This window comes from Leifsonia sp. EB34 (assembly GCF_041260585.1).
In the GTDB taxonomy this organism is placed as follows: Bacteria; Actinomycetota; Actinomycetes; order Actinomycetales; family Microbacteriaceae; genus Leifsonia.
Window position 1 is genome coordinate 1,405,700 of the sequence record NZ_JBGCCV010000001.1, and the last position, 20,180, is coordinate 1,425,879.

The 20,180-nt window shown below is 69.9% G+C and carries 21 protein-coding genes; 12 read left to right on the forward strand and 9 right to left on the reverse strand.

The annotated features are described in order from the left end of the window. Nucleotide 1: 1 nt before the first annotated feature. The gene (locus ABIA36_RS06765) at nt 2-595 is read right to left on the reverse strand and encodes a TetR/AcrR family transcriptional regulator (RefSeq protein WP_369961516.1); all 594 of its coding nucleotides are present in this window, start codon (nt 593-595) and stop codon (nt 2-4) included. Between the two features lie 292 nt (nt 596-887). Here ABIA36_RS06765 and ABIA36_RS06770 point away from each other — a divergent pair, with 292 nt between their 5' ends. From ABIA36_RS06770 to ABIA36_RS06790, 5 genes are all read left to right on the forward strand, one after another. Beyond that, entirely contained in the window at nt 888-2,213 is a 1,326-nt protein-coding gene (locus tag ABIA36_RS06770; RefSeq protein ID WP_369961517.1) for an ABC transporter substrate-binding protein, read from the forward strand. A gap of 94 nt (nt 2,214-2,307) precedes the next feature. After that, nucleotides 2,308-3,393 (forward strand): carbohydrate ABC transporter permease, encoded by a 1,086-nt coding sequence (locus ABIA36_RS06775; RefSeq protein ID WP_369961518.1) that lies wholly within the window; start codon nt 2,308-2,310, stop codon nt 3,391-3,393. Further along, entirely contained in the window at nt 3,390-4,280 is an 891-nt protein-coding gene (locus tag ABIA36_RS06780) for a carbohydrate ABC transporter permease (protein WP_369961519.1), read from the forward strand. Before ABIA36_RS06775 ends, ABIA36_RS06780 begins: the two co-directional genes overlap by 4 nt. A gap of 3 nt (nt 4,281-4,283) precedes the next feature. Further along, the gene (locus ABIA36_RS06785; RefSeq protein ID WP_369961520.1) at nt 4,284-5,798 is read left to right on the forward strand and encodes a GH1 family beta-glucosidase; all 1,515 of its coding nucleotides are present in this window, start codon (nt 4,284-4,286) and stop codon (nt 5,796-5,798) included. 54 nt (nt 5,799-5,852) lie between these two features. Beyond that, entirely contained in the window at nt 5,853-6,875 is a 1,023-nt protein-coding gene (locus tag ABIA36_RS06790) for a LacI family DNA-binding transcriptional regulator (RefSeq protein ID WP_369961521.1), read from the forward strand. An 80-nt stretch (nt 6,876-6,955) separates the two neighbouring features. On the opposite strand, the gene ABIA36_RS06795 is transcribed toward ABIA36_RS06790, so the two are convergent. Beyond that, the gene (locus ABIA36_RS06795; RefSeq protein ID WP_369961522.1) at nt 6,956-7,783 is read right to left on the reverse strand and encodes a phosphatase PAP2 family protein; all 828 of its coding nucleotides are present in this window, start codon (nt 7,781-7,783) and stop codon (nt 6,956-6,958) included. A gap of 108 nt (nt 7,784-7,891) precedes the next feature. On the opposite strand from ABIA36_RS06795, the gene ABIA36_RS06800 reads away from it, so the two are divergent. Continuing rightward, the gene (locus ABIA36_RS06800; RefSeq protein WP_369961523.1) at nt 7,892-8,353 is read left to right on the forward strand and encodes an SRPBCC family protein; all 462 of its coding nucleotides are present in this window, start codon (nt 7,892-7,894) and stop codon (nt 8,351-8,353) included. A gap of 6 nt (nt 8,354-8,359) precedes the next feature. Here ABIA36_RS06800 and ABIA36_RS06805 read toward each other — a convergent pair whose 3' ends face one another. Further along, a complete protein-coding gene (locus tag ABIA36_RS06805; protein ID WP_369961524.1) occupies nt 8,360-9,244 on the reverse strand; it encodes a site-specific DNA-methyltransferase in 885 nt (294 codons plus the stop codon). A gap of 57 nt (nt 9,245-9,301) precedes the next feature. Between ABIA36_RS06805 and ABIA36_RS06810 the strand changes: the two genes are divergently transcribed. From ABIA36_RS06810 to ABIA36_RS06825, 4 genes are all read left to right on the forward strand, one after another. Beyond that, nucleotides 9,302-9,586, forward strand: a complete 285-nt coding sequence (locus ABIA36_RS06810) for a GNAT family N-acetyltransferase (protein WP_369961525.1) — start codon at nt 9,302-9,304, stop codon at nt 9,584-9,586. A gap of 85 nt (nt 9,587-9,671) precedes the next feature. Next, entirely contained in the window at nt 9,672-10,604 is a 933-nt protein-coding gene (locus ABIA36_RS06815; RefSeq protein WP_369961526.1) for an ABC transporter ATP-binding protein, read from the forward strand. Further along, nucleotides 10,601-11,641 (forward strand): ABC transporter permease, encoded by a 1,041-nt coding sequence (locus ABIA36_RS06820; RefSeq protein WP_369961527.1) that lies wholly within the window; start codon nt 10,601-10,603, stop codon nt 11,639-11,641. Before ABIA36_RS06815 ends, ABIA36_RS06820 begins: the two co-directional genes overlap by 4 nt. 169 nt (nt 11,642-11,810) lie before the next feature. After that, on the forward strand, nt 11,811-12,728 hold the full coding sequence (locus ABIA36_RS06825) for a hypothetical protein (RefSeq protein ID WP_369961528.1): 918 nt from the start codon (nt 11,811-11,813) through the stop codon (nt 12,726-12,728). Between the two features lie 166 nt (nt 12,729-12,894). On the opposite strand, the gene ABIA36_RS06830 is transcribed toward ABIA36_RS06825, so the two are convergent. From ABIA36_RS06830 to ABIA36_RS06840, 3 genes are read right to left on the reverse strand one after another with little or no spacing between them, the layout of a single operon-like run. Further along, complete coding sequence (locus tag ABIA36_RS06830; protein WP_369961529.1) at nt 12,895-13,308, reverse strand: hypothetical protein; 414 nt, start codon at nt 13,306-13,308, stop codon at nt 12,895-12,897. A 49-nt stretch (nt 13,309-13,357) separates the two neighbouring features. Continuing rightward, nucleotides 13,358-14,407, reverse strand: a complete 1,050-nt coding sequence (locus ABIA36_RS06835) for a biotin/lipoate A/B protein ligase family protein (protein WP_369961530.1) — start codon at nt 14,405-14,407, stop codon at nt 13,358-13,360. Between the two features lie 29 nt (nt 14,408-14,436). Further along, entirely contained in the window at nt 14,437-15,288 is an 852-nt protein-coding gene (locus ABIA36_RS06840) for an alpha/beta fold hydrolase (protein WP_369961531.1), read from the reverse strand. 58 nt (nt 15,289-15,346) lie between these two features. On the opposite strand from ABIA36_RS06840, the gene ABIA36_RS06845 reads away from it, so the two are divergent. Both ABIA36_RS06845 and ABIA36_RS06850 read left to right on the forward strand, forming a co-directional pair. After that, nucleotides 15,347-15,775, forward strand: coding sequence for a MarR family winged helix-turn-helix transcriptional regulator (locus tag ABIA36_RS06845; protein ID WP_369961532.1), 429 nt, complete (start codon nt 15,347-15,349; stop codon nt 15,773-15,775). A 5-nt stretch (nt 15,776-15,780) separates the two neighbouring features. Beyond that, nucleotides 15,781-17,079 (forward strand): MFS transporter, encoded by a 1,299-nt coding sequence (locus tag ABIA36_RS06850; protein WP_369961533.1) that lies wholly within the window; start codon nt 15,781-15,783, stop codon nt 17,077-17,079. 95 nt (nt 17,080-17,174) lie between these two features. Here the strand turns inward: ABIA36_RS06850 and ABIA36_RS06855 are convergent, their stop codons facing one another. The 3 genes from ABIA36_RS06855 to ABIA36_RS06865 all read right to left on the reverse strand — a co-directional run bounded on the left by ABIA36_RS06855 (nt 17,175) and on the right by ABIA36_RS06865 (nt 20,180). Next, nucleotides 17,175-17,789, reverse strand: coding sequence for a GNAT family N-acetyltransferase (locus ABIA36_RS06855; RefSeq protein ID WP_369961534.1), 615 nt, complete (start codon nt 17,787-17,789; stop codon nt 17,175-17,177). Between the two features lie 160 nt (nt 17,790-17,949). Continuing rightward, a complete protein-coding gene (locus ABIA36_RS06860) occupies nt 17,950-18,735 on the reverse strand; it encodes a nucleotidyltransferase domain-containing protein (protein ID WP_369961535.1) in 786 nt (261 codons plus the stop codon). Next, nucleotides 18,735-20,180, reverse strand: a complete 1,446-nt coding sequence (locus ABIA36_RS06865; protein WP_369961536.1) for a rhamnulokinase family protein — start codon at nt 20,178-20,180, stop codon at nt 18,735-18,737. Before ABIA36_RS06865 ends, ABIA36_RS06860 begins: the two co-directional genes overlap by 1 nt.

Genomic DNA, 20,180 nt, shown 5'->3' on the forward strand with positions numbered 1-20,180 from the left:
GCTAGAGGGCCGCGAGGAGGTTGAGCGCGAGGGCTCTGGCGTCGCGGAGGCGGCGGCGGTCGGCCTCCAGACCCGCGCGGACGAGCGCGCCGTTCAGCACGTACGAGAGGTGCTGGGCCGTGCGCTCCGCTCTGGCGCGGTCGGTCAGCTCGCGGAGGCCGGCGGCCAGGATGCCCTCGACCTCGGCGATGTGGCGGCGCACGATCTCCCGGCCGGGATCGCCGACGGGCAGCTCGGCGGCTGCGTTGAGCAGTCCGCTGCCGCGGTACCCCGGCTCGGGGGCGAGCGCGGCCTCGTCGAGGTACGCGTCGAAGACCGCGAGCACACGCGTGAACGCGTCCGGCGCCCGGCGTGCGCGGCGGGCGTAGAGGGCGAGCCATTCGGCGTGGCGCGCTTCGAGGGAGGCCGCGACCAGCGCCGACTTCGACGCGAAGTTGTTGTAGAGGCTCATCTTGGCGACGCCCGCGTCCGCGGTGATCGTGTCGACGCCGGTGGCCGCGATGCCCTCGGAGTAGAACCTCCGCGCGGCCGCTTCGAGGAGGCGCCGACGGGCCCCGCCGGTGCGCGCACCGGTGTTGCGCGCAGACTCCGCCATCGCAGGCCCTCCGTTATCTAGGTAGGTCAGTCTATCTAAAAGAGGCCCGACGAAGGTCACGGTTGGATCACGTCGGCGCTCACCCGCCGCGTAATTCCGCGCCTTTCGTCGCACCAGCAACAAATCCCATCGTTTCAACGATGAGAGCGCGATCACACCCCCACTTGACAACACATTTGCGACCGATCTACATTCTCATCCAACCCGTGAGAGCGCTCTCACGGCCTAAAAAGAGAGCGCTCTCACCGGTCTCACCAGACCAAACGCACACACACGCACAAGGGAGTGATCCGTGAAGCTTTCACGACGCACCAAGGTCGCTGCGGCAGTCGCCGCCACGGCCTCGTTCGCCCTCCTCGCGACTGGCTGCTCAGCGAGCGGCAGCGACGCAGGAACCAGCTCGAACCCCATCACGCTGACCGTCACGACGTTCGGCACGATGGGCTTCGACAAGCTCTACTCGCAGTACGAGAAGGAGCACCCGGGGATCAAGATCAAGGCGACCAACATCGACACCGGTGACAACGCCCTGACCGACTGGCAGACCAAGGAGGCCGCCGGCAGCGGGCTCCCCGACGTCCAGGCCGTCGAGGAGGGCTGGCTCTCCAAGGTCATGCAGGTCTCCAGCCAGTTCAACGACCTCAAGGACTACGGCGCCAACGACATCAAGAGCCGCTGGGTCGACTGGAAGCTGAAGCAGGCCACCGACAAGAACGGCCGCATCATCGGCTACGGCACCGACATCGGACCGGAGGGCCTCTGCTACAACGGCAAGCTGTTCGCCGCGGCCGGCCTGCCCAGCGACCGCGACTCCGTCGCCAAGCTGTTCGGGGGCGCCAACGCCACCTGGGCGGACTTCTTCAAGGTCGGCGAGCAGTACAAGGCGGCGACCGGCAAGGCGTTCTACGACCAGTCCGGCTTCCTCTGGAACGCCATGGTGAACCAGCAGCCGGAGGGCTACTACACCAAGGACGGCAAGCTCAACATCCAGAACAACAGCGACCTCAAGGCGCTGTGGGCTCAGCTCGCGGGTGGCGCGGCGGCCGGTCTCTCCTCCAACCAGACCCAGTGGGACTGGGGCAAGGGCAAGGCCTTCACCGACGGCTCGTTCGCCACGTTCGTCTGCCCGGGCTGGATGCTCGGCGTCGTGCAGGGCCAGGTCAAGGCCGGGGGCGGCGACGCCTCCACCGGCTGGGACTTCGCGAACGTCTTCCCGGGCGGCGCGGCCAACTGGGGCGGCTCGTTCCTGACCGTGCCGACGCAGTCCAAGCACCCGAAGGAGGCGGCCGCTCTCGCGGCCTGGCTGACCACCGCGAAGTCGCAGGTCGCGACGTTCCAGGCGGCCGGCACGTTCCCGTCGGTGACCGCGGCGCAGTCCGACCCCGGCGTCACCGGCGCGAGCGACCTGACGAAGTTCTTCAACAACGCCCCCGTCGGCCAGATCCTGGCGGAGCGCGCGAAGGGCGTCGTCGCCCAGTACAAGGGACCGGACGACTCGGTCATCCAGTCCCAGGTGTTCGGCCCGTCCGTCCAGCAGCTCGACTCGGGCAAGGCGAACGGCGATCAGGCCTGGGCCAACGCGATGACGCTGCTGAACCAGCTCGTCGTCAACAAGTAACGCACCTCACCAGTCGGGCCCCGCTGCTGTCGGCGGCGGGGCCCGAACCCTCGCCGAACCATCCGCTCCCCTCCGCTCCCCCATGGAGAACCGCATGACCACCGTCACCCGCACACCGGAGGCCGCGCCCGCCGCGGCCCCGCGCGACCGCGACGACCGCCGGGCACTCACCTTCAAGCAGAAGCTCAACCGCTTCGACGTCAAGGCGTCGCCGTACTTCTACATCGCGCCGTTCTTCGTGCTCTTCGCCCTCGTCGGCCTGTTCCCGCTGATCTACACGTTCGTCGTCTCGCTCAACAACTGGAACCTGCTCACCGGTCCGGGAGAGTGGGTCGGCTTCACGAACTACCTCACCGAGCTGAAGGACCCGTTCTTCTGGAACTCGCTCTTCAACACGGTCAGCATCTTCCTGCTCTCCGCGATCCCGCAGCTCATCGCCGCGGTGTTCATCGCCGCGATGCTCGACCAGAACATCCGGGCGAAGACCTTCTGGCGGATGAGCGTGCTCCTCCCCTACGTGGTCACCCCCGTCGCCGTGACGCTCATCTTCTCAAGCGCGTTCGACGAGAAGTACGGCCTGATCAACAACATCCTGCAGGCGGTCGGGCTCCACCCCGTCATGTGGAAGACCGAGACCTTCCCCTCGCACATCGCCATCGCGACGATGGTCAACTGGCGCTGGACCGGCTACAACGCACTGATCCTGCTCGCCGCGATGCAGGCGGTGCCGCGTGACATCCACGAGTCCGCCGCCCTCGACGGGGCCGGCTCGTTCCGCCGCTTCTTCTCGATCACTCTGCCGAGCATCCGGCCGACCATGATCTTCGTGATCATCACCGCCACCATCGGCGGACTGCAGATCTTCACTGAGCCCAAGCTGTTCAACCCGTCGAGCGCGGTGCCGGGAGGCCCGCAACGGCAGTACCAGACGACCGTGCTCTACCTGTGGGACATGGCGTTCAACCGCCAGAACTTCGGGAGGGCGTCCGCGATCGCGTGGATGCTGTTCCTCATCATCGTGCTGTTCGGCGTGCTGAACTTCCTGATCTCGCGCCGGATCGCCTCCACCGAGGCGCGCGTGCACCGGTCGCGGACGGCCCGCAGGCTGGCGCGCAGCCGCGCCGCAACCGCCGACGGCGCCCTGGCCCTGGTCTCGGCGAGCGAGGAGAAGAACGTATGAGCACCGCGACCCGCACCGCGACCCGCACCGCGTCCGCGAAGCCGCGCGCCCCGCGCCGCCGCGCCCTCGGCATCGACCGCCGCCCCGGCTTCCTCACCTACGGTATCCTGCTCGCGATCTTCATCGGCGGCGCCTACCCGCTGTGGTGGTCGTTCGTCGCCGGCTCGAGCAACAGCACCGTGCTCACCTCGACATGGCCTCCGCTGCTGCCCGGCGGCCAGTTCTGGAAGAACGTCGGCGCCGTGCTCGACACCGTGCCGTTCTGGCAGGCGCTCGGCAACTCGATCATCGTCTCCACGGTCATCACGGTGTCGGTCGTCACCTTTTCGACGCTCGCCGGGTACGCGTTCGCCAAACTGCGGTTCCGCGGCCGCGAAGGGCTGCTGGTGTTCGTCGTCGGCACACTCGCTGTGCCGACCCAGCTCGGCATCATCCCGCTGTTCATGGTGATGAAGCAGTTCGGCTGGACCGGGACGCTCGGCGCGGTCATCGTGCCGACCCTGGTCACGGCGTTCGGCGTGTTCTTCATGCGGCAATACCTGGTGGACGTCATCCCCGAGGAGCTCATCGAGGCCGCGCGGGTGGACGGCGCCACCATGATCCGCACCTTCTGGCACGTCGGCGTCCCTGCGGCGCGGCCGGCGATGGCGATCCTCGGCCTGTTCACCTTCATGACCGCGTGGACCGACTACCTCTGGCCGCTGCTCGTCGCCCCGCAGAACCCGACCCTGCAGGTCGCCCTCAGCCAGCTCCAGTCGGCCAAGTACGTGGACTACTCGATCGTGCTCGCCGGCGCGGTGCTCGCCACCATCCCCCTGCTCATCCTCTTCGTGCTCGCCGGCCGGCAGCTTGTCTCCGGCATCATGGCCGGCGCGGTGAAAGGCTAACGAATGACCGACGACCGCATGGCCGCCCTCCCCCCGCTGGAGCCCGCACCGTGGCCCACCGGCTTCTTGTGGGGCTCCGCGACCGCGGCCGCCCAGATCGAGGGCGCCGCCCACGAGGACGGCAAGGAGGACTCGATCTGGGACGCCTTCGCCCGCGTGCCCGGAGCGATCGCCGGCGGGGACACCCCCGAGCGCGCGATCGACCACTATCACCGGATGCCGCAGGACGTCGCCCTGATGCGGGAGCTCGGCCTCCAGTCGTACCGGTTCTCCACCTCCTGGGCGCGGGTGAAGCCCGGCGACCGCGAGGTCAACCGGGCCGGGCTGGACTTCTACAGCCGGCTGGTCGACGAGCTGCTCGGCGCGGGGATCCTGCCCTGGCTGACGCTGTACCACTGGGATCTGCCCCAGGCTCTGGAGGAGCGCGGCGGCTGGGCCACCCGCGAGACGGCGTACCGCTTCCGCGACTACGCCGTCGCCGTGTACGACGCGCTCGGCGACCGGGTGTCGCACTGGACGACGTTCAACGAGCCGCTCTGCTCCTCCCTCATCGCGTACGCGGCGGGCGAGCACGCGCCGGGCCGCCGGGAGCCGCGCGCCGCGCTGGCCGCCCTGCACCACCAGCACCTGGCGCACGGTCTCGCGAGCGCGGCGATCCGCGACCTGGCGAGCGAGCACGAGGGCCGTGCCGAGGAGCTGCGCGTCGGCATCACGCTCAACCTGACCAACGCGATCCCCGCCGACCCGGAGGATGCCCGCGACCGGGACGCCGCACGCCGCATCGACGGCCTGTGGAACCGCATGTACCTCGACCCGCTGCTCGACGGCACCTATCCCGCCGACGTGCTGGAGGACCTCCACGACTACCGCTTCGAAGAGCTGGTGCACGACGGCGACCTGGGTGTCATCCGGCAGCCGATCGACTTCCTGGGCGTGAACCACTACCACGACGACAACGTGAGCGGCCGGCCGCTGCGCGCAGACGCGGTGTCCGCTCCGGTGCCGACCGACCGCCCCAAAGCGTCGCCGTTCGTCGGCAGCGAGTTCGTGACCTTCCCGTCGCGCGACCTGCCGACCACCGCGATGGGCTGGGAGGTCAACCCGAATGGCCTCCGGGACCTGCTGGTGCGGCTGACAGCCGAGTACCCCGCACTGCCTCCGCTCTACATCACGGAGAACGGCGCGGCGTACGACGACGTCGTGGACGACGACGGCCGCATCCGCGACCTGGAGCGGGAGGCGTACATCCTCGACCACCTGGACGCGGTCCGGGAGGCGATCGCGGAGGGCGCCGACGTGCGCGGCTACTTCGTCTGGTCGCTGCTCGACAACTTCGAGTGGGCCTGGGGGTACGCCAAGCGGTTCGGCATCGTGCACGTCGACTACGAGACGCTGGAGCGCACGGTGAAGGACTCCGGACGGGCGTACGCACGCGTCATCACGGAGGCCGGCATTGCGGAGGCGGCGCGCGCCGCCGAGGTCGTGGACGTGCCCACTGGATCGGCCGCGCGCGCCTAACATAGGTCGGGCGGCGCCCGACACCCGACGCCCGAGCGGCCCAGGAGGACCCCCATGACGACGGAGCAGGTGGACGGCCGCAGCGTGCCGACTCTGGAGGCCGTGGCCGCGCGCGCGGGCGTCTCCCGGGCGACCGTGTCCCGCGTCGTGAACGGGTCCACCCGGGTGACGCCGGAGGTCGTCGAGGCCGTGACGCGTGCGATCTCCGACCTCAACTACGTGCCGAACCGCGCCGCCCGCTCGCTGGCCTCCCGCCGCACGCAGGTGATCGCGCTGGTGGTGCCCGAGTCGACCGCCAAGGTGTTCGCCGACCCGTTCTTCGCGTCCATCGTGCAGGGCGTGGCGCTCAGCCTGGCCGACACGGAGTACACGCTCAACATGGTCATCTCGTCGGAGACCAACCCCGACAAGACCCGCCGCTACCTGATGGGCGGCAACGTGGACGGGGCGCTCGTGGTCTCCCACCACTCCGGCGACCACTCCTACGCCCAGCTCGGCTCGACGCTGCCGATCGTGTTCGGCGGCCGCCCGGTGAGCGAGGCGCAGCACGAGTCGTACTTCGTGGACGTGGACAATGTCGCGGGCTCGGCGGCGGCAGCGGAGCACCTGATCGCACGCGGCCGCAGGAACATCGCGCTCATCACCGGACCGCAGGACATGCCCGCCGGCCTCGACCGCTACACCGGCTGGCGCCGGACGCTGGAGGCGCACGGGCTGGACCACACGCTGGTCGAATACGGCGACTTCTCGCCGTCCTCCGGCACGGAGGCGATGCGGCGGCTGCTGGCGACCGGGCGCCCGATCGACGGCCTGTTCGCCGCGAACGACCAGATGGCGGCGGGCGCGTACTCGGCCATCCACGAGGCGGGCCTCAGCATCCCGGGCGACATCGCGGTGGTCGGCTTCGACGACGACAACTTCGGACTGACCGCGACGCCGCCGCTGACCACCGTGCACCAGCCGTCCATCGGCCTCGGCCAGGCGATGGCCCGCGTCCTCGTGCGCCGCCTCGCGGGCGAGCCCGTCGACCGCGTCACCCTCCTCCCCACCGAACTCGTCATCCGCCAGAGCTCCTGAAGCACCTGCCGAGTACGCGAACAATCTGCGTACTCGACCGTTTTCGGCAGACTATTCGCGTACTCGCCGGTGGCGGAGGCTCAGGCGAGGGCGCGGTAGAGGCGGTTGCCGATGACGGCAAGGAAGAGGCCGGCGGTGGCTATCGCGGCGACGCCGCCGGCGTACGCGACCAAGAGGTGCTCGGTGCCGTTCTGAGTGGAGTTGTAGGTGACCACGAGCGCGACGGTCGCGACGACTCCGGTGGCTGCGGCGATCCAGACGAGCGCCCACAGTTTCGAGCGCACCGGCGGGTCGGCCGGGCGCAGCCGCAGCGCGGCGAGCACGATCCCGGCGACGCAGGCCCAGAACGCCACGACGAGCATCCCGGCGATGACGTCGCTCGGCCGGTGCCACTGCTCCACCAGCGTGGAGGCGCCGGCCGCGATGGTGAACACCGAGCCGACCACCGCGGCGAGCGGCCGCGTCCGCGGCGAGGAGACCAGGAAGACGAGGAGCGCCGCGGAGGCCGCGACGGCGGTGTGGCCGGACGGCAGCGAGTTCGCGAGGCCGGTGTCCACGCCCTTCGCGGGGCGAGACAGCACCGAGTACTTCAGCACCTGCGTGCTCACATTGGCCGCGATGGCGGCCCCGACCGCGACCGCGAACACCAGCCAGTTGCGGCGCACCAGCACGATGATCACGGCGATGATCGCGCCGATCACGACCGCCGCGACCGGCAGCGCGTTGAGCAGCGCGTGGGCGAAGTCGATCAGGTCGCCCTTCCACTTCTCGGCGCCCGCGAAGGACCGCTCGTCGATCACCTGGCCGATGTAGCTCTGCACGAAGAACAGGTAGATCGCGACGAACGCCACCGCCGCCCCGAGCGCACCCCAGACGAACGGGAGCAGACGGAGGGGTGCGGTTCGCATAGTAGACAACCCTTCCACACCCTCCCCGGGAACTTCCATGAAGGAACCGGGGCGTCCGCGGAACGTCCCCGGTGCGCAACCCGCCCCGCACGGTGTAGGACAGGCGCCATGAAGAGCTTCACCGACACCATCGAGATCGACGCGCCCGTGCACGACGTCTACGCGACGTTGCGGGCGGTCGACGCCTACCCTGCGTGGCTCGGCCACTCGCTGGTCTACCGCGGGACGCGCGTGCCGCCGGCCACCGCGGCCGCGCCGGAGCCGGGCTCCCAGACCTACGTCGACTCGACCGCGCTCGGGCGGATGCGCGGCGAGCTGATCGACGACGTCCCCGACCACGAGCTGCGCTTCCACCAGGCCAAGCCCTCCGGACGCGTCGACGCCCTCATCGTGTACGGAGTCGAGGACTCGGGAGGCCGCACCCGCGTCACCCGCCTCGGCCGGCTCACAACGCACGGCATGTACCGCGCCGTGGAGCCGGTGGTCGCGCGGATGGCGGCGAGGGAGAGCCGGCGCACGATGCAGGCCCTGAAGGCGCACGCCGAGGCCGCACCCGGCCCGGGCGACTGAGCGCCGTCAGCCGACGAACCGCACCTCCGGCCGCTCGCTGAACCGCGCCCGCATCACCGCGACCGCGTCCGGGCTGCGGTCGACGAGCACGAACCGGCGGCCGAGCGCCGCCGCGACCGCGCCCGTTGTCCCGCTCCCGGCGAAGAAGTCGAGCACCCAGTCGCCCTCCCGGCTGGAGGCCTGGACGATGCGCCGGAGGACACCCTCCGGCTTCTGCGTCGGGTACCCGGTCTTCTCCCGGCCGGTCGGGGACACGATGGTGTGCCACCAGACGTCGGTGGGCAGCTTGCCGAGCTCGGCCTTCTCCGGCGTGACCAGGCCGGGCGCCATGTAGGGCTCCCGGTCGACGGCGGAGGAGTCGAAGAAGTAGTCGCCGGGGTTCTTCACGTACACGAGGATGGTGTCGTGCTTCGCCGGCCAGCGGTTCTTGGCCTTGGCGCCGTAGTCGTACGCCCAGACGATCTCGTTGAGGAACGACTCCCGCCCGAACAGCGCGTCCAGCAGCACCTTGGCGTAGTGCGACTCCCGGTAGTCGAGGTGCAGGTAGAGGGTGCCGCTGTCGGCGAGCAGCCGCCAAGCCTCGATCAGCCGCGGCTCGAGGAAGCCCCAGTAGTCCTCGAAGCGGTCGTCGTAGCTGAGGATGTCGCCCTTGATGCGCTCGTAGCTGCGGCCCTTGAACCCGACGACGCTGCCCGCTCCGGCCACCGCACGCTTGGCGGTGGTGCTCTGCCGCGCCTGCGACCGGCCGGTGTTGAACGGCGGGTCGAGGTAGATGAGCTGGAACGCTCCGGACGGCAGCCCGGCGACCACCTCCAGGTTGTCGCCGTGGACGACCGTGCTCGGCCCGTCGGGAAGCCACAGCGGTGGCGTGGCGGCGACGGGCTCGGACATGTCCACCATTCTCCCGTATGCACGGGCGCGGGGCGGCCGGACGGGTACCCTGGCGGCATGACGCTGACCGTCGAGAACCAGCACGACCAGTCCCGCTACGCCCTGCTGAAGGACGGCGAGGTCATCGGGGTCGCCGAATACGAGCTCCGCGACGACGCGATCGTGTTCGTGCACACCGAGGTCGACCCCGAGAAACGCGAACGCGGGATGGCCTCCCAACTGGTCCAAACCGCGCTCGACGACGTGCGGGACCGGACCGACCTGCGGGTGATCGCGACCTGCCCGTACGTGCGGCGGTGGCTGGCGGACCACCCGGAGTATCAGGAGTTGCAGCGGCGGTGAGAGCGGGTCACCTTCCGCACGTTAGAGGATGAATATTTCAATCTAACCTTGCACAGGGTCATTCCTCTGGATACGCTCGTGAGCGATGCGCCACGAGAACACGGACCCCGTCATAACACTCTGCGGATTCCGGAAGTCGTACGGCGACGTCACGGCGGTCGCCGGGCTCGACTTCTCGGTCGCGCGCGGCGAGGTGTTCGGCCTCCTCGGCCCGAACGGCGCGGGTAAGACGACCACGCTCGAATGCCTGGTCGGACTCCGCCGGCCGACCGCCGGCACGATCCGGGTGCTCGGCCTGGACCCGTTCGGCGATCGCGCTGCGATCACCAGGAGGGTCGCCGTCCAGCCGCAGTCCGCGAGCCTCTTCGACACGCTGACCGTCCGGGAGACACTGGAGCTCTTCGCGTCCTTCCACGATGAGCCGCTTTCGGCGGCCGACGTCGTCGATCGCGTCGGACTCGGTGACCAGGCGGATCGGCGGAGCAGCCAACTGTCTGGCGGCCAGACGCGGCGACTGCTGCTCGGGATGGCCCTCGTCGCCGATCCGGAGGTCCTCGTGCTGGATGAGCCGTCCGCCGGGCTCGATCCGGCGGCACGGCAGGCGCTGTGGCGGGTCATCGAACGACTGCGTGCGGGCGGGACGACGGTCGTGCTGTCCACACATCACATGGACGAGGCGACCACCGTCTGCGATCGGGTGGCGATCGTCGTGCGCGGCCGGCTGGCCGCGCTCGACAGCCCCGACGAGTTGATCCGCCAGCACACGAGGACGAGCGATGTGGCGTTCACGGTCGCCTCCGGGGTTTCAGAGGCCGCTATCGCGGCGGAGCTCGGCGATGCCGCGTTCACTGCGGAGCAGGCGGTCGGCGGAATTCGCGTCCGCCTGCGCACCGACGATCCCGACCGCGTGATCCGGAGGCTCACTTTCGCGCGTTCGTTCCGGGCCGGCGAGTTCGCCGTGCGTGCCGACACGCTGGAGGACGTCTTCCTCGAACTGTCCGCGGAGGGCGAGGGATGACATCCACCACCGTGAAGGACAGGCGACGGCCGTCGCAACGGACGCGGGAGTTCCGACAGCTGACGCTGCTGAGCTCGCGAGAGCTGCTCCGGAATTCGAAGACCATGTTCTCGATGGCGTTCATGTTCTTCTTCTTCCTGATCCTCATCTTCGTCATCGACCTCGCGATCAACGGCGCGCGGCCCGCCCCGGTCGCAGCCGTGACCGCCGGACCCCAGGCCGCCGCGGTCGAGAAGGAACTGGACCGACGCGGTGTCCGCCTGGCGGACGACTCGACCGCAACGGCCCACATCACCGTGGAGGGCGACCGGGCGCGGATCGTGCTCGCCACGGATGACACCCCCACATGGAAGCAGCTGTTGAGCGCTGTGCATGCGGTGGGGGTCCCGTCCTCGCAGATCCTCGTCACGCAGGCTTCCGGCGAGTCCGAGACCGACCTCCTCCGCATCAACCTGTCGACGACGCTCGCGCTGGGCTTCATGGCGATCGCGTTCACCGGCACCACGGTCCCGCTCGTCGCCCTCCGGAAACGGGGAACGCTACGTTTGCTCGGCACCACGCCGGTCCGGAGACTGTCGTTCATCGTGGCGCAGACTCCCGTACGGGCGGTGATCGGGATCGCCGAGGCGGCCATCATCGTCGGCGTGGCGTGGTGGCAGGGTTACGCGGAGGCGTTCGGCGTCGTCCGGCTGTCCGTGACGCTGCTGCTCGGGCTCGCGATGTTCTTGGCCTTCGCCTATCTGTTCGCCAGCCGGTCCTCGAATCCCGAGCTGACGATGAACCTCACGGGTCTCATCCCCGTGATCGGCATGCTGACGGCCGGGACCATCTTCCCCGCCGAACTCACGCCGGAGGCGGTCCGCGCCGTGCTCAACGCCTCCCCGACCGCGTGGTTCATGCAGGCGGCGAGCGCGGACATCGCCGGCACGGAACCGTGCCTGCCGGTGTACTGGCTGTGGGTCCTGATGGCCGCGACTACCGTGGCGACGGGGCTCGTCGCCGCGCGTCTCTTCCGCTGGGATCAGGGCGACCTGTAGGCCGCATGGATAGGGGGCGAGACCTACGCTCGGCGGCCCCGAGTCTGCTTCGATGGCGAGCCAGTGGCGGATTCGGGTCAACCACTGCCTCACCGCACCCGTGTGTGAAGCCCGCGATTACATTGGCCCTCGAACGCTTGCTGTCAGTGCTCGTCCATATGTTTTAGATATGACTGATAACACTCCAGGCTGGCTGGGCCGTCTTGTCGAGAACCGGTTCGTGAGGGGAGTTCTCGCGGACATTGAGACAGCTCGGCAGCGCGAAGCAGCGTTCGTTGCCAGCCCGCCTCAACGCGAGGCGACCGGGATGGGTGGCATGTATCTGGCTGCGGTCGGCGGCGCCCTTCTTCTTGTTTGCGCGGTCGCGGGTACCCTGGCGCTGCATGTTGTGGCGCCGATCCCAGCAGCTGGTCCCTGGCTTGGCGCAAACGTGTTGGCTTGGCTGACTCAGAGCTTTGCGGTGCTCTTCCTGAGTGCGGCAACGTGCACAGTCCTCCACGTAGCCTTCAAACTCAACATGTACGAGAGCAATCCCCACGAGAGGGGTTCTGTTCGAAGGCTGGGACGTGCGGCCCTTGCTTCGATCCGCCGGATTGCCAACAAGTTCGGATTTGTCGCCATTTGCTTACTTGTCGGCTACATTTCAGTCGTCGCAGTGTTCCCCAACGCCGCCTGGGGCCCAAGTGGCGGTGGATACTCCGTCCCCGAAGAAATCGCGAAGGTACAGCTCGGATTAGGGCTCTTCGCTCTCGTTTTCATCGTCGCTTACGAATGCGTGCGAGTCCTTGAAGACCTGTTGGGCTCGCTTCCGGCAACGTTCCGGACGCTCGGCACCCTCGGGTTTCTCTGCTTCACCGCACACTATGTGACAGAAGGAATCCCCCTCCTGTCTTTTGAGGCCCTATATCTCAACGTCTTGAACTACTGGGCTCCTGCCACGGGCTACGCGCCCTACACCCGTGAGCAAGCTCTCGCAGAACTCAGCATGCACGGACTTGGTTCAGTGGGCTGGCTGGCGGTGATGCTGATGCTCGCCCTCTTCGGGTTTCGGCGCTTTTGGGTTCATCTGACTCGGCCGCGAGGTTAGGCCCGCGCCGAAACGCCTTAAGCGTCAGGCGAGCGCGGACATCGCCGGCACGGAACCGTTCCTGCCGGTGTACTGGCTGTGGGTCCTGATGGCCGCGGCTACCGTGGCGACGGGGCTCGTCGCCGCGCGTCTCTTCCGCTGGGATCAGGGCGACCTGTAGGCCGCATCAGCCGCGGTGCGACGCCGTGGTCCTGGTGGTCGCGCGCCCCTCCTCGGACGGCGCCCGCCCTTCGGCGCGCTGGCCACGGCCGGCTGCGCCGACGTCGATCGTGACCTTGCCCCCGTCCAGCACATCCGCGGCGCCGCCGTCGCCCGGGAGCGGGGCCGGAGCGGGGAGGAACGACTGGCGATCCAGCTCCTGCTGGGCCTCGTGCCGGGTCGGCGCGAAGATCTCGTCGAACGAGCCGCCGACCGCGCCGCTCATGCTGCCGGAGCCGCGGGCGGCCTTGTTGGAGAGGTCGATCCAGCCGAGCTTCACGCCCGTCACGATCGTCACGAGGATGACGCCCACCACGATCACGGCCCACCAGTTCACGCCGTCCAGGGTACCCGAGACGTCCTGGACGCTCTGCGGACGCACAGGAACAACCAAGGTCGCCGGGCCGGCGGGCTGAGCGCGAGGCGGGCGGTCAGGGCACCCGGTAGAGCCACTCCTCCGTCGCGAACTTCGACGCCACGAGCCGCTCGGCCTCGGCGTACTCGGCGTCGGTGAGGTCGCCGTCGATCGCGCCGTACAGGCTGCGGAACGTCATCTTCATCTGCTCGATGATCTCCGCGCGGCTGAGGCCGGTCTGGCTGCGCAGCGGGTCGACGCGCTTGGCGGCGCTGGTGATGCCCTTGTCGCTGATCTTCTCGCGGCCGATGCGGAGGACCTCCGTCATCTTCTGGCCGTCCATGTCGTAGCTCATGGTCACGTGGTGCAGCACCGCGCCGGAGCCGAGACGCTTCTGGGCGGCTCCGCCGATCTTGCCCGTCGGGCTGGTGATGTCGTTGAGCGGCACGTAGCTGGCGTCGATGCCGAGCGACTTGAGCGCGATGATGGCCCACTCGTCCAGGAACGCGTAGCTGTCGGCGAAGCTCATCCCCTGCACCAGGTCGGCGGGCGCGTAGATCGAGTAGGTGACGACGGAGCCCGCCTCCATGAACATCGCGCCGCCGCCGGTGATGCGGCGGACGACCTGCACGCCGTACTTCTCGGCGTTGACCGGGTCGACCTCGTTCTTGACCGACTGGAAGCTGCCGATGACGACCGCGGGCTCGTCCCACTCCCAGATCCGGAGGGTGGGGCCGCGGCGCCCCTCGCCGACCTCGGTCGTCAGCACCTCGTCCAGAGCGAGGTGCATGAGCGGGGTGACGGCCTTGGAGTGCACGATCTCCCAGTCGTAGTCGCGCCAGCTCGTGGCGCGGGCGAGCGCGCGGCGCACCGCGACGGCGACGGCCTCCGGCGAGAAGCCGAGCAGCGAGGCGCCCTCGGGGAGGGCCTCCTTCACGGCGGCGGCGATGGTCTTGGAGTCGGCCTCGGCGGGGAGGCCGTTGACTGCGGCGTCGATGGCCTCCAGCGCGGTGTCGGGCTCGAGGAAGAAGTCGCCCGCCAGCCGGAACCCGGAGATCAGACCGTCCACGACCTCCAGGTCGACGACGACGAGCTTGCCACCCGGCACCTTGTACTCACCATGCATGGGACCAGCCTAAGACCCGCGCCGCGTCGTCACGCCCGGTCGGGGATGCGGGGGTCCAGCCACGCGGTGAGGTCGGCGTAGACCTCCTCTTTGTTGGTCTCGTTGAAGACCTCGTGGCGCGCGCCGGGGTAGACGATCGTCGTCACGTCGGAGAGGCCGGAGCGGGTGCGGTAGGAGCGCTCCAGCTTGCGGGCTGAGGCCGGGCCGCCCAACGGGTCGTCGTCGCCGACCGCGATCAGCAGCGGGAGGTCGCGGGCCAGGTGGCGCGCGGGCCGGCCGAGGAGGCGGGCGGCGTCCGCCATCCCGAACAGCTTCTGCAGCGGCACCAGCGTGCACAGCGGGTCGTCGATGAACGCCTGCGCCACCGCCGGGTCGCGGCTGAGCCATTCGGCGCCCGTGGTGCCGAGGTGGGCGTGGCGCTTGTTCAGGTCACCGCTGTTCATGGAGCCGATCATCCGGTACGCGGTGCCGGTGAGCACGGCGGCGTCGTAGTCGTCGGCGTGGTGGTTGAGGGTCATCTGCCCCATCAGCGAGCCCCAGCTGTGGGCGACCAGCACCAGCGGGAGGTCGGGGTTCTCGTCGCGGATGAGCCGGCTGAACGCGCGCAGGTCGCGGAGGGCGCCGCGCAGGCCGCCCGGACCGAGCCTCCCGAGCTTGGACGCGTCGCCGTGCCACTGCTCCATCCCGGTGCGGCCGTGGCCGCGGTGGTCGTCGGCGTAGACGGTGTACCCCTCGGCGACGAGGTGCTCGGCGAGCGCGCGGTAGCGGCCGGCGTGCTCCCCCACCCCGTGTGCGACCTGCACAGCGGCCCGCGGGCGCTCGGCCGGGTAGACGTCGAAGAAGATGCGGAGGCCGTCGTCGGCGTTGAACTCTCGCTGCACGGGCTCATTCTGGCACACGGTTTTATTTAGCCAGCCTAATTTGATAGGCTAACTATCTATGGGACGCCTCTCGACGCACGACCTCAGCAGCGCACTGCGCGTCGCCGTCGCGCGCCTGTCCCGCCGGCTGCGGGCCGAAAAGGAGGACGACGAGCTGAGCGACACCCAGACCTCCACGCTCGCGTTCCTCGTCCGTGAGGGCTCCGGGACGATCGGGAGGCTCAGCGAGCACGAGCGCGTCACCCCGCCCTCCATGAACCGCACGGTCAATCACCTCGAGCAGGCGGGCTACGTGCAGCGCACCGCCGACGCCGTCGACGGGCGCAAGGTGATCGTCGTCCCCACCGAGTCCGGCCTCCAGCTCGTCGCCGAGACCCGCCGCCGCCGCGACGCGTGGCTCAACCAGCGCCTCCGCACGCTCACCCCAGAGCAGCGCGAGACCCTCGCCGAGGCCGCCGCGATCATGCGGGAGATCGCCGACTCGTGAGCGCAATGTTCCGTTCCCTCTCCGGGGTCAACTACCGCATCTGGGCGGGCGGCGCGCTCGTCTCCAACGTCGGCACGTGGATGCAGCGGACGGCGCAGGACTGGATCGTCCTCACCCAGCTCACCCACAACAACGCGGCCGCGGTCGGCTTCGTGATGGCGCTGCAGTTCGGGCCGCAGCTCATCCTGTTGCCGGTGACAGGCTGGGCGGCGGACCACCTCGACCGTCGCCGTCTGCTGATGCTGACGCAGGGCCTGATGGGACTGCTGGGGCTGGGGCTCGGCCTCCTCACCGTCACCGGGGTCGTGCAGTTGTGGCACGTCTACCTCTTCGCGCTCGGCGTCGGAGTGGTGGCCGCGTTCGACGCCCCGGCCCGGCAGACCTTCGTGTCGGAGCTCGTGGCCGGCCCCAACCTCTCCAACGCCGTCGCCCTCAACTCGGCGTCGTTCAACTCGGCCCGCCTCCTCGGCCCCGCCGTCGCCGGCCTGCTGACCGCCGCGGTCGGCGCGGGCTGGGTGTTCCTCATCAACGCGGCGACGTTCGGCGCGGTCCTGCTGTCGCTGATGCTGCTGCGCAAGGAGAAGCTGTATCGCTCTCCGCGCGCCAAGCGCTCCCGCGGCGGGCTGGTCGACGGCTTCCGGTACGTGCGGAAGCGTCCCGACATCCTCGTCATCCTGGTGATGGTGTTCCTGATCGGGACGTTCGGCCTCAACTTCCCGATCTTCATCTCGACCATGTCGGTGAGCGTGTTCCATCAGGGCGCGGGCGAGTACGGCCTCCTGTCGTCCATCATGGCCATCGGCTCGGTGATCGGCGCCCTGCTGGCCGCCCGGCGCGAGCGGCCACGGGTGTCACTGCTGTTCGCCGGCGCCGCGTTCTTCGGCGCGGGGTGCACGATCGCCGCGGTCATGCCGACGTACTGGCTGTTCGCGGTCGCGCTGATCATCATCGGCATCTCGTCGCAGACGCTGATGACGACCGCGAACGGGACCGTGCAGATGACGACCGACCCGCTGCTGCGCGGCCGGGTGATGGCGATCTACATGGCGATCTTCATGGGCGGCACCCCGGTCGGCGCGCCGATCGTCGGCTGGGTGGCCGACACCTTCGGCCCGCGCTGGGCGATGGGCGTCGGCGGGGCGAGCGGCTTCGCGGCGGCGCTGGTCGGGGTGTTCTACCTGGTGAAGTACCGCGGCCTCCGGGTGCGGTTCAGCGGCCTCCGCCCGCGCGTCGTGCTGACCCCGCGCGAGGAGGCCCGCGAGGAGCTGGAGGAGACCGAGACCACCGCGACGCGCGCGAGCTGAGCCCGCCACAATTCGTGCCGAATGTCGCGATTCGCCGCACCAATCCCGCGATTCGTCACGAATGTACGCCCCGCGAATGTCGCGAGTGTGGGAGGTCAGCGCGGGGCGACGGTGGTGCGCATGACGCAGTTCACGGTGCCCTTCGGGCGGTCGTATTCGAAGCCCGCGTCTTCGAACACGCGGCGCGTCATGCTGTAGAGGAACGAGGGCGAGATGCGCTTATCGGTCTCCCGCGGGTAGCTCTCGACCACACCGGCCCCGGCCTCCGCGATCAGGTCGAGCGCGCCGGCGATCGCGACGCGGGCGACGCCGCGGCCGCGGTACTGCCGGTCCACGAAGACGCAGGTGATGCGGTAATCCGGGAGGCTGGTCGTCGTCTCCAGGTACTCCTTGCGGTGATAGATGCCGGGCAGTTCCTCCGGACTCCCGAACTGCGCCCAGCCGACGGCTCGGTCGCCGTCGAAGACGAGGGCGGCGTGGGCCTCACCCGCGGCGACGAGGTCGTGCTTGAACTCCTTGGTGAAGTCCGCCGGCCGCTCGGGCTGCGACCCCGGGGCGGAGTGGGACACGCGATGGAACCAGGTGCAGTAGCAGCCGCCGAACCCGCCGCCGCCGTGCCTGTCGCAGAGCGCGACGAAGGCGTCCCAGGTGGTGGTGTCGAGCGGGCGGATCACGAAAGTGGTGTCGGTGTCGGTGTCGGTGTCGGTCACGGCGGCCTCCCCTCTGCCGCGTGAACCTACGCCGCCCCGCCCGGCGCGGCAAGCGGGATGTGCCGGAGTAACATGCCGAGCTGCTTCGCGCACCCTCGTGCCGAATGTCGTGTTTGGTCGCGCCAGAGGCGACATTCGGCACGAATGTGCGGTGGCCCGGTTAGGAGTACTCCGGCGGCGCCGTGCGGTACCGCCACGCGAGCTCGTTGTCGAGCACGAAGCGGGACAGGGTCTCGCCGCGCGGCAGCGCGTCCCCGACCGTGGCCTCCACCGCCTCCAGCAGCGCCGCGGCCGTCGCGGGCGTCGGGGTCGCGATCACCGCGTCCAGCAGCGTGCCGAACCCGTCGGGCGCATCCTCCAGCTCCGCGACGCGCGCTCGCAGATACTTCGGCCCGGGGAAGAACACCCCGTTGCGGGCCAGCAGCGCCCGCGCGGCCGACGTCGCCAGGTGGACGGACGAGTGGGCGAGCAGCAGCGGGTCGCCGTGCTCGTATGCCTGCGGCAGGAAGTAGCCGCCGTGCAACCGGCACTGCGCCACGAAGCCTGCGACGCGGTCCTCCCACTCGGCAGCCGACACCCGCACCACGCGCGCCAGCCGCTCGTCCAGGTCCGGCACCCGGCTGAACGCCACGCGAGCGGATGCGAAGGAGTCGCGCACCGGGTCGTCGCCGTGCTCGGCGGCGTCGTCCAGGTAGGACAGCGTCGCCAGCTTGATGTCGAAGTAGCCGCCGTCGTAGTCGATGCCGTCCGTCCTCGTGAACATCAGGCGGCGGGCGGCGAACGCCTCATCCCAGCGCGCCTCGGTCACCACGAGGTACAGGTCGACGTCGGAGTCCGGACGCTCGGCTCCGCGGGCGACCGAGCCGCTCACGATGACGGCCAGCACCGAGGGATCGGCCGACGCGTCCTCCACATACCGGGCGATGGCCCGCTCGTGGTGCTCCATCAGCGCACGGTCACGCGCGCCGGCTCGTACCGGACGGGCGCGTAGTTGCTGGCGACCAGCGCGCGCAGCGTCTCCAGGTCCCCCGTGACCAGCCCGACCGCACGCGCCTGGACGAGCGCGTTGCCGAGCGCCGTCGCCTCCACCGGCCCGGCGAGCACGGGCATGCCCACCCGGTCGGCGGTCGCCTGGCAGAGCAGCGCATTGCGCGCTCCCCCGCCGACAATGTGCACCCTGTCCACGGGCACGCCGGACAACTCGGCGGCCGTGCGCACCGAGCCCGCGAACGCCTCCGCCAGGCTCTCGACGATGACGCGCACCATCCCGGCCGGGCTCGCCGGGGCGCGGAGGCCGCGTTCGGCGAACCAGTCGGCGATGCGCGACGGGAGGTCGCCTGGCGCCAGGAAGCGCGGGTCGTCGGCGTCGAACAGGACGGTCGGGCGCGGCAGTTCGGCCGCCTCGGCGAGCAGGCTCTCCAAGCTCACCGGGAGGCCCCGGCGCTGCCACTCCCGGATCGACTCGCTCAGCAGCCACAGGCCCATCACGTTGTGGAGGTAGCGGACGCGGCCGTCCACGCCGCCCTCGTTGGTGAAGTTGGCGGCGCGACCCGCGTCGCTCACGACGCGGCCCTCCAGCTCGACGCCGACCAGGCCCCAGGTGCCGCAGGAGATGTACGCGGCGCGGGACGGGTCCATCGGTACCGCGACGACCGCCGACGCGGTGTCGTGCGAGCCGATCGCGGTGACCGCGGGGCCGCCGCCGGCGAACGGGAGGCCGAGCGACGGCAGCAGCGGGCCGACGGTCGTTCCGGCGTCCACGAGCGACGGGAACAGCGATCGGCGCAGCCCCAGCCGGGCCAGGAGCGCGTCGTTCCACCGGCCGTCCGCGGTGAGCAGCCCGGTCGTGGAGGCGTCGGTGCGCTCGGCGACGGCCCGCCCGCTCAGCCAGTAGGTGATCAGGTCGGGCACGAGCAGGAAGCCGTCCGCGGCGTCCAGCGCCCCCGACTCCTGGTCGAGCGCCAACTGGTAGAGCGAGTTGAACGGGAGGAACTGGAGGCCGCCCTCGCGGTACAGCTCCTCGGGCGCGACGCGTGCGTGCACGAGCTCCACGCCCGCCGCGGTTCGCTCGTCGCGGTAGTGGTACGGCTCGCCCAGCAGCCGGCCGTCGCGCAGCAGCCCGTAGTCGACCGCCCACGCGTCCACGCCGACGCTCCGGAGGCCGGGATCCGCACGCGCGACCGCGCCGAGCCCCTCCAGCACACGGGAGTAGAGGCCGGTCAGGTCCCAGTGCAGCGCCGCGCGGCCGCCCTCCTGCACATGCACGGGTGTGTTCGGGAAGCGTGCCGCCTCGGTCAGCTCCAGCGTGTTCGCGCCGACGCGGGCGTGCATGACCCGACCGCTGGTGGCGCCGAGGTCCACCGCGGCGACGCCGCCTGCCCCCGCGGTCAT

Bases quoted from the DNA above. Each gene is read 5' to 3' on its own strand.
- ABIA36_RS06850 (WP_369961533.1), top strand. From the start codon at position 15,781: ATGTTCCGTTCCCTCTCCGGGGTCAACTACCGCATCTGGGCGGGCGGC.
- ABIA36_RS06795 (WP_369961522.1), bottom strand. From the start codon at position 7,783: ATGCGAACCGCACCCCTCCGTCTGCTCCCGTTCGTCTGGGGTGCGCTC.
- ABIA36_RS06785 (WP_369961520.1), top strand. From the start codon at position 4,284: ATGACCGACGACCGCATGGCCGCCCTCCCCCCGCTGGAGCCCGCACCG.
- ABIA36_RS06865 (WP_369961536.1), bottom strand. From the start codon at position 20,180: ATGACCGCGGGGGCAGGCGGCGTCGCCGCGGTGGACCTCGGCGCCACC.
- ABIA36_RS06790 (WP_369961521.1), top strand. From the start codon at position 5,853: ATGACGACGGAGCAGGTGGACGGCCGCAGCGTGCCGACTCTGGAGGCC.
- ABIA36_RS06765 (WP_369961516.1), bottom strand. From the start codon at position 595: ATGGCGGAGTCTGCGCGCAACACCGGTGCGCGCACCGGCGGGGCCCGT.
- ABIA36_RS06820 (WP_369961527.1), top strand. From the start codon at position 10,601: ATGACATCCACCACCGTGAAGGACAGGCGACGGCCGTCGCAACGGACG.
- ABIA36_RS06845 (WP_369961532.1), top strand. From the start codon at position 15,347: ATGGGACGCCTCTCGACGCACGACCTCAGCAGCGCACTGCGCGTCGCC.
- ABIA36_RS06835 (WP_369961530.1), bottom strand. From the start codon at position 14,407: ATGCATGGTGAGTACAAGGTGCCGGGTGGCAAGCTCGTCGTCGTCGAC.
- ABIA36_RS06805 (WP_369961524.1), bottom strand. From the start codon at position 9,244: ATGTCCGAGCCCGTCGCCGCCACGCCACCGCTGTGGCTTCCCGACGGG.
- ABIA36_RS06825 (WP_369961528.1), top strand. From the start codon at position 11,811: ATGACTGATAACACTCCAGGCTGGCTGGGCCGTCTTGTCGAGAACCGG.
- ABIA36_RS06810 (WP_369961525.1), top strand. From the start codon at position 9,302: ATGACGCTGACCGTCGAGAACCAGCACGACCAGTCCCGCTACGCCCTG.
- ABIA36_RS06780 (WP_369961519.1), top strand. From the start codon at position 3,390: ATGAGCACCGCGACCCGCACCGCGACCCGCACCGCGTCCGCGAAGCCG.
- ABIA36_RS06800 (WP_369961523.1), top strand. From the start codon at position 7,892: ATGAAGAGCTTCACCGACACCATCGAGATCGACGCGCCCGTGCACGAC.
- ABIA36_RS06775 (WP_369961518.1), top strand. From the start codon at position 2,308: ATGACCACCGTCACCCGCACACCGGAGGCCGCGCCCGCCGCGGCCCCG.
- ABIA36_RS06815 (WP_369961526.1), top strand. From the start codon at position 9,672: ATGCGCCACGAGAACACGGACCCCGTCATAACACTCTGCGGATTCCGG.
- ABIA36_RS06860 (WP_369961535.1), bottom strand. From the start codon at position 18,735: ATGGAGCACCACGAGCGGGCCATCGCCCGGTATGTGGAGGACGCGTCG.